The sequence below is a fragment of the Bradyrhizobium sp. genome, from assembly GCF_036735945.1.
GTDB lineage: Bacteria > Pseudomonadota > Alphaproteobacteria > Rhizobiales > Xanthobacteraceae > Bradyrhizobium.
In genome coordinates this window covers 1-10,938 of record NZ_DAINNI010000146.1, presented here as the reverse complement: position 1 = coordinate 10,938, position 10,938 = coordinate 1, and the positions used below count along the sequence as shown (strand labels likewise).

Annotated in this window: 8 protein-coding genes and 2 pseudogenes; 5 read left to right on the top strand and 5 right to left on the bottom strand. The window is 64.1% G+C overall.

Annotation, left to right across the window (positions count from 1 at the left end; all coding sequences use genetic code 11):
* The 3 genes and pseudogenes from V7E26_RS26545 to V7E26_RS26535 form a co-directional block, all read left to right on the top strand.
* Positions 1–383 (top strand): annotated as a pseudogene (locus V7E26_RS26545) (branched-chain amino acid ABC transporter permease); the annotation flags it as partial.
* Positions 380–1,129 carry an ABC transporter ATP-binding protein gene (locus tag V7E26_RS26540; protein ID WP_324422011.1) on the top strand — a complete coding sequence of 250 codons (750 nt, stop codon included), beginning with the start codon at positions 380–382 and terminating at the stop codon, positions 1,127–1,129. The pseudogene V7E26_RS26545 and the gene V7E26_RS26540, both read left to right, overlap by 4 nt.
* Positions 1,129–1,824, top strand: a complete 696-nt coding sequence (locus V7E26_RS26535; protein ID WP_324422009.1) for an ABC transporter ATP-binding protein — start codon at positions 1,129–1,131, stop codon at positions 1,822–1,824. The genes V7E26_RS26540 and V7E26_RS26535 overlap by 1 nt, the downstream gene beginning before the upstream one ends.
* 26 nt (positions 1,825–1,850) lie before the next feature.
* On the opposite strand, the gene V7E26_RS26530 is transcribed toward V7E26_RS26535, so the two are convergent.
* Positions 1,851–3,095, bottom strand: a complete 1,245-nt coding sequence (locus V7E26_RS26530) for an MFS transporter (protein WP_442893489.1) — start codon at positions 3,093–3,095, stop codon at positions 1,851–1,853.
* A 182-nt stretch (positions 3,096–3,277) separates the two neighbouring features.
* On the opposite strand from V7E26_RS26530, the gene V7E26_RS26525 reads away from it, so the two are divergent.
* Positions 3,278–4,672, top strand: coding sequence for an Nramp family divalent metal transporter (locus tag V7E26_RS26525; protein WP_442893488.1), 1,395 nt, complete (start codon positions 3,278–3,280; stop codon positions 4,670–4,672).
* 48 nt (positions 4,673–4,720) lie between these two features.
* Here the strand turns inward: V7E26_RS26525 and V7E26_RS26520 are convergent, their stop codons facing one another.
* Complete coding sequence (locus V7E26_RS26520) at positions 4,721–5,773, bottom strand: SphA family protein (RefSeq protein ID WP_442893487.1); 1,053 nt, start codon at positions 5,771–5,773, stop codon at positions 4,721–4,723.
* Between the two features lie 309 nt (positions 5,774–6,082).
* Between V7E26_RS26520 and V7E26_RS26515 the strand changes: the two genes are divergently transcribed.
* Entirely contained in the window at positions 6,083–8,767 is a 2,685-nt protein-coding gene (locus V7E26_RS26515; protein WP_324422005.1) for an arylsulfatase, read from the top strand.
* A 57-nt stretch (positions 8,768–8,824) separates the two neighbouring features.
* Here the strand turns inward: V7E26_RS26515 and V7E26_RS26510 are convergent, their stop codons facing one another.
* The 3 genes and pseudogenes from V7E26_RS26510 to V7E26_RS26500 all read right to left on the bottom strand — a co-directional run.
* A complete protein-coding gene (locus V7E26_RS26510; protein ID WP_324422003.1) occupies positions 8,825–9,601 on the bottom strand; it encodes an arginyltransferase in 777 nt (258 codons plus the stop codon).
* A 192-nt stretch (positions 9,602–9,793) separates the two neighbouring features.
* Positions 9,794–10,381: an RDD family protein gene (locus tag V7E26_RS26505; protein ID WP_324422001.1), complete on the bottom strand. Its 588-nt coding sequence runs from the start codon at positions 10,379–10,381 to the stop codon at positions 9,794–9,796.
* A gap of 272 nt (positions 10,382–10,653) precedes the next feature.
* Positions 10,654–10,938, bottom strand: a pseudogene (locus V7E26_RS26500) (porphobilinogen synthase); the annotation flags it as partial.

The following is a 10,938-nucleotide window of genomic DNA, read 5'->3' as shown; positions in this document are numbered from 1 at the left end:
TCTATTTCGGCATCATCTTCATCGGCATCGTGATGCTGTCGCCGGGCGGCATCGCCGGACTGCTGATGATGCATCGGCCGCTCGTTCGCGCCGGGACGTTGTCAACCGTGATACCTTCCTATCTCGTCGCCGTGGTGCCGACGGTGGCGCTGGCCTGCGGCGTCATCCTGGCGATCGAATCGATTGCGCGCACGCACGCCGGCCAGGGCAATCCGATCAATCTGTTCGGGATTGCGTTCAATCCGGCCTCGCCGGTGACCTGGGCGACCGCCGCCGTCCTCATTGTCGGCGGCTTCTTCGTTGCCCGATTGACCTGGCGGCGAATTGCCGATGCATGGGACCGGGCTGCCACGGTCGCCCGCGATCGGGGGTATCTGGCATGACCGCAGCCATCGAAGTCCGCTCCGTCGAAAAGCAGTTCGGCAACGTCAGCATCATCCGCGACCTGAACCTGACCGTCGCGCAGGGCGAGCGGCATGCCATCATCGGACCGAACGGCGCCGGGAAATCCACGACGTTCAACCTGATCAGCGGTCATATCGAACCGACGGCCGGCGAGATCCGGCTCAACGGCGACGAGATCTCCGGCCTGCGGCCGTTCGAGATCAACCGGCGGGGGCTGTCGCGCTCGTTCCAGGTCACCAACATGTTCGCCCGCATGACGGTGTGGGAGAACGTCCGTTGTGCCGTGCTTTGGGCTACGGGCCATCGCTATTCCTTCTGGAAGAACGTGGACAGCCTGCCGGAGGTGCGGGAGCGAACGGCGCAGATATTGGACGACATCCACCTCATGCATCGCCGCGATGTTCCGGCGGGCCTCCTGACCTATGCCGAGCAGCGTGAACTGGAGATCGGCATCACGATCGCGAGCGGTGCCACCGTCGTCATGCTCGACGAGCCGACGGCAGGCATGAGCCACGCGGAGACCGAGCGGGCGGTGTCGCTGATCCGGCGATTGACCGAGGGACGGACCCTCGTGATCGTCGAGCACGATATGAGTGTGGTGTTCGGTCTGGCCGATCGAATATCGGTGCTGGTCTATGGGCACATCATCGCGTCGGGCACGCCCGAGGAGATCCGGCGCGACCCGAAGGTCAAGGAAGCCTATCTCGGCGAGGAAGCGCACTGATGCTCGAGGTCAGGGATTTGCATGCCTATTATGGCAAGAGCCACATCCTGCAGGGCGTCGATCTCGATGTCGCTGCCGGAGAAGTGGTGAGCCTGCTCGGGCGCAATGGGGTCGGCCGCTCCACCACGGTCAAGGCGATCATGGGTGAGGTTGCTCCGCAGGGAACGATACGGTTCAAGGGCAAGGACATTGCCGGCCTGCCGAGCTACAGGATCGCCCGGCTCGGTCTTGGTTACGTGCCCGAACATCGCGACATCTTCCCGAGCCTGACGGTTCGTCAGAACCTTCTGCTCGGCATCAAGGATACCCGCCGGCCGGGCAAATGGCGTCTGGAGGACATGCTGGACATGTTCCCCAATCTCGCTGCACGCGCCGACACGGCTGCCGGCGTCCTGTCGGGCGGAGAAAAGCAGATGCTCACGACCTGCCGGACGCTGATGGGCGATCCCGCTCTCATCATGATCGACGAGCCGACGGAGGGATTGGCGCCGCTGATCGTTCAGCAGGTCGGCGATCTGATCGTACGAATCGCACGGGCCGGCGTTGCGATCCTGCTCGTCGAGCAAAAGCTGTCGATCGCCATGCGGATTTCGAACCGCGTCTACATCATGGGACACGGCCGTGTCGTGTTCGAAGGCACGCCCGATCAGCTCAAGGCAAACGCAGGAGTGCGCGAAGAATGGCTCGAGGTCTGACGCCGCGATATTGCTGACGAGACTAGCTAGCACCGCGCCGGCTCGCCGACCATCTGCGGCTGCCGCGCCAGCGAGACCGCGGGCGACAGCCAGATCACCAGCGCCTGGGCTGCGAAGATCGCGGCCGCCAGATAGAGGCAGGCTTCCGCGCCATAATACCCGCCGACGATGGCGCCGAGCGCGGAGCCTAGCGGGCGGGCGCCGTAGCTCATGATGTTGATGGCGGAGACCCGGCCGAGCAGCGAGGGCGGCGTTACGGACTGGCGCAACGTCGTGGTCGAGATCACCCAGAGAATTGGGCCGACGCCGAGCAGGAAGAAGCTGAGGCCCGCGAGCCACGGCGTCGGCAGAAGCGTTGTCAGCGCCATTACGGCCGCGGCGACGAATCCGGTTACCGGCCCAAGCCCGATCACGGTGCCGAAGGCGAGTCGTCGCATTACCCGCGTGGCGGCGAGCGCGCCGACCACCATGCCGACGCCGTACATCGCAAGCGTGATGCCGACGCCGGCCGCCGACAGCCCGAGATGGCGCACCGCATAGGGCACGAACACCGCCAGCAGCAGGAACGACGCCGTGTTGAAGATGAACTGCGTAATGAAGACCGGCCGCAGCAGCGGATGATGCAGCACGAAGGCGGCGCCTTCCCTGATGTCCTGCAGCGGATGGCGGCGTGGGGCGGGCGCGCGCGCCGGTTCATGGATGCCGGACAGCAGCACGACCGCGATCACCGACAGTGCGGCGGCAAAGCCGAAGGCCGGCGCGGCGCCGGCCCAGCCGACCAGCACGCCGCCGAGCGCCGGGCCGCTGGCGAAAGCGACGGTGCGTGCCAGTTCGATCCGCGCATTCGCCGCCGGCAGTTGCTCGGATATGACCAGCGACGGCACCAGCGCGGGCGCGGCGACGCTGTAGGCGACCGTGCCGCAGACCGCGATGAAGCCGAGCAGCGCCAACAGCGGCAGCGTCATCAGTCCGAGCCAGAGCAGCAGGAGAATGGCGGCCAGTGCCGCGGCGCGCAGCGCCTCTGATACGGCCATCACGAAGCGCCGCGAGATGCGGTCGGCGAGCAGGCCGGCGGGAATCGCGAACAGGATGAAGGGCAGGGTCAGCGCGGTCTGCAGCAGGCCGGTCGCGCCTTCGCCGACGCCGAGCAGCAGCACCGCGACGATCGGCGCCGCGGCCAGCGCGATCTGCTCGGCCGATTGCGCCGCGAGGTTGGACCAGGCCAGGCGGTTGAAGGTTCCGGGCAGGGGCGGCGTCTCGATGGCGGACATTGGCGAAATTCCCTGAAGGATTCGACTTTTCCGTATTGTCCGGCCCGAGAACGGCCGGACCCACCCGTTTCCCGATCTCGTCCATGGTTGGCTTCAATGCCGGGACCGGTATTATTTTCGTGATCGTCAGATGCAGTTGCAAATGAGTTGCAATAAGAATAGATATCGGTCATCTTCCCGACATGGATGCCCGTACGCCCGAACTTGCCAAAAAGACCGCGACCGAGAGCTTGCCGATGACTGACACGACTGCCGCCGGATGGCGCGCGGATGCCGCCGCCGACGCCCAGCGGAGCCTGCCCGAAGTCAACTCGACGATACGCGTGCCCTTTGGCGGGCATTGGTCGCGCCGCCTGCTGGCCTTCCTCGGCCCGGGCTACCTGGTCTCGGTCGGCTACATGGATCCCGGCAACTGGGCGACCGACATCGCCGGCGGCTCCAAGTTCGGCTACACGCTGCTCTCGGTGATCCTGCTGTCGAACCTGATGGCGATCCTGTTGCAGGCGCTCGCCGCGCGGCTCGGCATCGTCACCGACCGCGACCTCGCGCAGGCCTGCCGCGCCAGCTTCTCCCGCCCCGTCAACTTCATGCTCTGGCTGGCCTGCGAGGCCGCGATCATCGCCTGCGATCTGGCCGAAGTGATCGGCACTGCGATCGCGCTGAAACTTCTGTTCGGCATTCCCCTGATCGGCGGTGCGCTGATCACCGCGCTCGACGCCTTCCTGCTGCTTCTGTTGATGAACAAGGGCTTCCGCTTCCTCGAAGCCTTCGTCATCGCGCTGCTGATCGTCATCGCGGTCTGTTTTGGCATCCAGATCGCGGCCGCGGCCCCGCCGGTCGCCGCGGTGCTGAAGGGTTTTGTGCCCTCGACCGAGATCGTCACCAATCCTGAAATGCTCTACATCGCGATCGGCATCATCGGCGCGACCGTGATGCCGCATAACCTCTATCTGCACTCCTCGATCGTGCAGACCCGCGCCTATCAGCGCAACGACGAGGGGCGCCGCGAGGCGATCAAATGGGCCACCACGGATTCGACGATCGCCTTGATGCTGGCGCTGTTCATCAATGCCGCCATCCTGATCGTCGCCGCCGCCACCTTCCATGCGACCGGCCGCACCGAGATCGCCGAGATCAGTCAGGCCTATGAACTGCTGTCGCCGCTGCTCGGGCTCGGCATCGCCTCGACCTTGTTCGCGGTGGCGCTGCTCGCCTCCGGCCTCAACTCGACGGTGACGGCGACATTGGCCGGCCAGATCGTGATGGAAGGCTTTCTGCATCTGCGGCTGCCGAGCTGGGCGCGACGGCTGCTCACCCGCGGCATCGCCATCGTTCCTGTCGTGATCGTCACCGCGTTCTATGGCGAGCGTGGCACCAGCCAGTTGCTGGTGTTCAGCCAGGTCATCCTGTCGATGCAGTTGCCGTTCGCGGTGATCCCGCTGGTGAAGTTCGTCTCCGACAAGCGCAAGATGGGCGAGTTCGTCATCCCCCGTGGCGTGGCTGTTGTGGCTTGGATCGTCGCCGCAATCATCGTCGCGCTGAACGTGAAACTGCTGTTCGAGACGTTCTTCGGCTGACGCCGGTCCCGTAGCCCGGATCGAGCGCAGCGCAATCCGGGGCTACATTCACTTGGTAATACGCCGCGGCGGCACAGCCGCCGGCGGCGGGGCCGGCGAGATTGCAAAGGTCACCCAGGTATTCCAGCCCTCCGGCCGGTTCTCGGCAGCGAATTCCTTGTAGCCCTTTATGTTGAGATAGCCCTGCATGTCGCCGACCGGAAAGATGAACCCGACCTGGGGACCGATACCGGCGACCCGCGAACGGAAGCAGCCGACGCGGTCGCCGGTGCCGCTGTCGCAGCCAAGCTGCTGATAGAGGTAACCCACTAGGCCGACTTGCACCTGCTTGCTCAGGAATTGCGAAGCACCCCAATCGAAGTGCATGTCGACGCCGCTTTGATAGTTCGTATCCGGGTTCTCGAAATTATAGGTGAAGCCCAGCACACCCGAAAATTCGTGGCCTGTCGTCGGATTGAAGTAGGTATAGCCGCCACCCGCGTCGATCGCGCCGTGCCCGATTCCGATATTGGCGAGCCGCGTCGACTGGTAAGCCCCAACCGGGATGTCACCCGTGATGTAGGTCATGTAGTTGTGGACACCGGCATTCCAGCGCAACGAAAACTGCGGGATCAGATCGCCGAACCCAATGGTTGAGTCGGTGATGGAATCGAAACGCGAGACGGGAATCGGGCCGATAGGTGGCGGTAGTGTCAGGGTGCCCGTCAGCGATCCGTCGAGCGAGGTGGTGTTCTTGCCGTAAAGTCCCAGCAGGCCGACGGAGGCCTGACCACCCAGCACCGGGGTTGCGAAGACGTAGGTTGCGTTCAGCAGGCCGAGGTCCGCTCTGGCATTGACCCTGGCGTCCAGCGTCGCCGTCAGATTCGCGGGAATACGGCCGATCTGGATTTCGCGCGCGCGGGCTACGTTGCCGCCGGCGGAAACCGAGGTATGATAGTAAATTGAAGCGAGCGACCAGCCCGGCTGCTGTGGCGCCGCTGCGAGACTGCCGAACAGGCCGGGAAGCCAGAAGCTGACACCACTTTCATCAGCCAGCGCTGTCGTCGATGCCGATACGGCAGCCGCGAGCGCTGCGGCAATCAATGCTTTCGTCCTTCTCACGGCGATCCCCTTCTTCGCTCACGCGCTGAAAGCAAGTGCAGGCAATCTAGCAGCGATGTTGCGAGCGGCTACATCTCGTCGCAGCAACTGAAGTCGGTCGTGGCGGGATGTAACCGAAAAAGCACAGCATCGTAATGCGCGCGGTATTCCGTGCGGGTTTATCTCACGCTGCGCCGCGCTGGTTCAGAGATGTATGCACGCTGTCGTTCATAGCGCGTCGGGACCCGCGTTGATCTGAGTCAACGTCCGCGGCCTGCATGTCACTCCAGATAGCGGCTTTGAAAGTCTGCGCATCACGGAGGCTTCGCAATGCGTATTCGCACGATCTCTGCGGCACTGATCCTGACATCAGCCTTGATTGTCCCCGCAATCGCCCAGCAAGCGCAGCCCGGTACACCCCCGCCTGGATCACCCGCCGCGACCATCACCATCCCCGGCGATCAGCTTCCGCCACCGCCGCAAAAATTCGGCGGCAAGGTCGAGCGCGATGCGACCAGGTCGACGCCCTATTGGCCTTCGCGCGTCGTGCCGCCGAAGGGCGCACCGAACGTGCTGCTCATCATCACCGACGACGCCGGGTATGGCGTAGCGAGCACCTTCGGCGGCGTGATCCCGACTCCCGCGCTCGACCGGATCGCCAACAATGGATTGCGATACACCAACTTCCACTCGACCGCGCTGTGCTCGCCGACGCGCGCCGCGCTCATTACTGGACGCAACCATCATTCCGTTGGCTATGGCGTGGTCGCCGAGCAGGCCACCGGATTTCCCGGCTACGACAGCATCATCACCAGGGACAAGGCGACGATCGGCCGGATTCTGACCGACAACGGCTATCACACCGCCTGGTTCGGCAAGAACCACAACACGCCGGAATATCAGGCCAGCCAGGCCGGTCCGTTCGATCAATGGCCGACCGGCATGGGGTTTGAATATTTCTACGGCTTCATGGGCGGCGACACCAATCAATGGGAGCCCGGCAATCTCGTCCGCAATACCACGGCGATCTATCCCTTCCAGGGAAAGCCCGGCTGGAATCTGGTGACCGCCATGGCGGACGAGGCGATCGATTATGTGAACCGCATGAACGCGCTCTCGCCGGACACGCCGTTCTTCGTGAAATTCGCTCCCGGCGCAACCCACGCGCCGCACCATCCGACGCCGGAGTGGGTCAAGAAGATCAGCGACATGCACCTGTTCGACCAGGGCTGGAACAAGCTGCGCGACACCATTTTCGAGAACCAGAAGCGGCTCGGCGTCATTCCGCAGAGTGCCAGGCTGACGCCGTGGCCGAAGGATCTGATCAAGGAATGGGATCAGCTTTCGGCCGACGAGAAGAAGCTGTTCATCCGCCAGGCCGACGTCTTTGCCGCCTTTGCGGCCTACGCCGACAACGAAATTGGCCGGGTGATCCAGTCCATTCAGGACATGGGCAAGCTCGACAACACGTTGATCATCTATATCGAGGGCGACAACGGCACCAGCGCGGAAGGCCAGCCGAACGGCACGCCGAACGAAGTGGCGATGTTCAACCAGATCAACCCATCGGTCGAAGACCAGCTCAAATATTTCTACGACGTCTGGGGCACCGATCGCACCTACAACCACATGTCGATCGGCTGGGCCTGGGCGTTCGACACGCCGTTTTCCTGGACCAAGCAGATCGCGTCCCATTTCGGCGGCACGCGCCAGGGCATGGCGATCTCCTGGCCGGCGGCGATCAAGGACAAGGGCGGCATCCGCCACCAGTTCCACCACGTCATCGACGTCGTGCCGACGATCCTCGAGGCAGCCCAGATCAAGCAGCCCGACATCGTCGACGGCATCAAGCAGAGTCCGATCGAAGGGGTCAGCATGATGTACACGTTCGACGCCAGGAACGCGAACGCTCCCACGACACACACGACTCAATATTTCGAGATGTTTGCCGACCGCGCGATCTACAATGACGGCTGGATCGCGAGTACCAAAGTGCTGCGGCCGCCGTGGGTAACGATTGCCAAGAACCTGCCGAGCGCGCAGGATTATCCGTGGGAACTCTACGACCTTCGCAACGACTGGACACAGGCTGAGGACGTCGCCGCCAAATATCCCGACAAGCTGAAGGAACTGCAGGCGCTGTTCTGGAAGGAAGCAGAAAAATACCAGGTGCTGCCGCTCGATTCATCGGTGGCCGCCCGGCTTGTCACGCCGCGTCCGAGCTTGAGCGCCGGGCGAACGAGCTTCGCCTGGACGCGGCCGATGACCGGCACGCCCAATGGTGATGCGCCGAGCGTGCTCAACTCGTCCTACACCTTCAAGGCCGATGTCGACATTCCGCAAGGAGGCGCGGAGGGCATGCTGGTGACACAGGGCGGCCGCTTCGCCGGCTATGGCCTCTATGTTCTGAAGAACAAGCCCGTGTTCACGTGGAACCTCGTCGACCTCAAGCGCGTGCGCTGGGAGGGGCCGGAGCTGACGCCCGGCAGGCACGTCATCGAGTTCGACTTCAGATATGACGGTCTCGGCGCCGCTACCATGGTGTTCGGAAACTATAGCGGCATCGGGCAGGGTGGCACCGGCACGCTGAAAGTCGACGGCAACGTGGTGGCTACCGAGAAGATGGAGCATACGCTTCCGCTCATCCTGCAGTGGGACGAGGCGCTCGACATCGGGTCCGACACCGGCACGCCGGTCGACGACAACGACTATCAGACGCCGTTCGCCTTCACCGGCAAGATCAACAGGATCGCGCTGGACATCGATCGGCCCAGGCTCAGCCCGGAGGACGTCAAGCGGCTGCAGGAGGCTGCCCGCGCGGCCGGCGACGGCCCGTCCATCGACGACGCAAAGACCGCTTCGGTCGAACCACAGGTCGGCACGATCGGCCTGAGCCTGGTCGACAAGATCCAGTTGCGCATCGACAAGCGCGAGGGCTGCCGCAAGCAGGCCGAGGCGAAGGGGCTCGGCATGATCGACCGCATCAAGTTCGTCCAGCAATGCGTCCAGCAGTGATGCGGGCGCGGAAGATGGCGCGATCAGGTTGAATACCTGCGGCGGTGGCGTCCTGGCCTAATCCTGCGGCTCGGCCAGCACCTCGCCTGTCGCATCGACCCGCAGCCAGCCTGACGGCGCCAGCCGCTGCTGCGGCAGGAAGCGGCCCTTGTAGTCCATCTTCTTGGAGCCCTCGATCCAGTAGCCGAGATAGACGTAGGGCAGGCCAAGGCGGCGGGCGCGGGTGATGTGGTCGAGGATCATGAAGGTGCCGAGCGAGCGGCTCCGCTGCGACGGCTCGAAGAATGAATACACCATCGACAGCCCGTCGCTGAGCACGTCGGTCAGCGCCACCGCGATCAATTCCTCGCCACGGCCGGTGATGCCGGTGTCGACCCCGCGCTTGCGGTATTCGATGATGCGGGTCTCGACGTGGCTGTCCTCCACCATCATGGCGTAGTCGAGCACGGTCATGTCGGCCATGCCGCCGTGGCGGTGCCGCTTGTCGAGGTAGGCGCGGAATACGGAATATTGCTCCGAGGTCGGCACCGCGCTGCGCTGCTCGCCGACGATATCGGCATTGCGCGCCAGAACCTTCTTGAAATTGCGCGAGGGGCGGAACTCGTTGGCGATGACCCGCACCGAGACGCAGGCGCGGCACTGGTCGCAGGCCGGGCGGTAGGCGATCGACTGGCTGCGGCGGAAGCCGCCATGGGTCAGGAGGTCGTTGAGGTCGCCGGCCTTGTCGCCGACCAGATGCGTGAACACCTTGCGCTCGTGCCGGCCCGGCAGATAGGGGCAGGGCGATGGCGCGGTCAGGTAGAACTGGGGGGTATCACGCGAGTGCTGGGTCACGTCGGGTCGTCACGCCTCCGAAACAAATCAACGATAGCGCTTTCGAGGCAAGTAGACACCGGTTCCCGTTAAGAAAACGCGTCATCGAATCAAAAACGCCGGCCCGGCCTCGGGCTCAATTCCCCCGGGACGGACCGGCTGTAGCATTGCGCCGCAGAGGCGGGCGGTCAATCGGCTTTGCGGCTCGCTCGCTCAATAGCTGCTGCGGGAGATGGGCGCTACCTGGGTACGGACCGAACTGTTGATGATAACGGTTCCGAGGATCATGTCGTGCAGCAGGCGGCGGCGGCCGTTGAACAGGCCGACCAGCAGCACCAGCGGCGTCAGGAACGAGATGGAGACCCAGTACAGCACGGCATGGCAGGCGCCGAGCACGAAATAGCCGGGAGCGCCGTACCAGGTGCGCAGCTCCAGATCCATCGCGCGCATGCCCATGGTGGCCGAATGCGGCCCGCCGATCGAGGCGCCGTAATAGACGATCGCCCAGACGATCGTGGCCGGCCACGCCAGCCAGAACAGCATCCAGCCGAGCCCGAGGGTGATGATGCCGAACAGGCCGATGAAGATGTAGCCGAGGATGACCGGCACCGAGAGCACGACGAGGTCGATCAGGAACGCGAACACCCGCCGCGTCAGCACGCCGCGAAACAGTTCCGGCTGCAGATCCGGATCGAACGCATGCGGCGGCACCCCGCCGTCGTTCCGCCAGGCGCTGCCAGCATTCGAAGGGCTGCCAGCATCTGATGGGCTGCCAGTGTTGCCAGAGCCGCTATAAGACATGGTCCGTCCTCCAAGGGGCGAATAACCCGGAGCTCAAATGGGAATTGCCCGCGCCGTCGCCAAGAGCCTGCGACGATCCACAGCGCGCAATATTCGGGGGATGGGGACGGGGCGCAATCTCTTCGTCGTCCCTGCGAACGCATGCGAACGCAGGGACCCATACGCCGGGGCCTATCGAAGAGAATGATGGGGCCAGTTGCCTTTGTTACCGCATGCAGCGGTGGTTATGGGTCCCTGCGTTCGCAGGGACGACGACGGTGAACTGCGGCGGCTCAGCCCTCCGCCTTCAACTTCTCCGCGGCCTTCGGCGCGAAATACGTCAAGATCCCGTCCGCGCCGGCGCGCTTGAAGCCCAGCAGGCTTTCCATCATCGCGCGATCGCCGTCGATCCAGCCATTGTTGGCGGCGCCCGCGATCATCGCGTATTCGCCGGACACCTGATAGACGAAGGTCGGCATCGCGAACGTGTCCTTTACCCGCCGCACGATGTCGAGATAGGGCATGCCGGGCTTCACCATCACCATGTCCGCGCCTTCGGCGATGTCGAGTTCGACCTC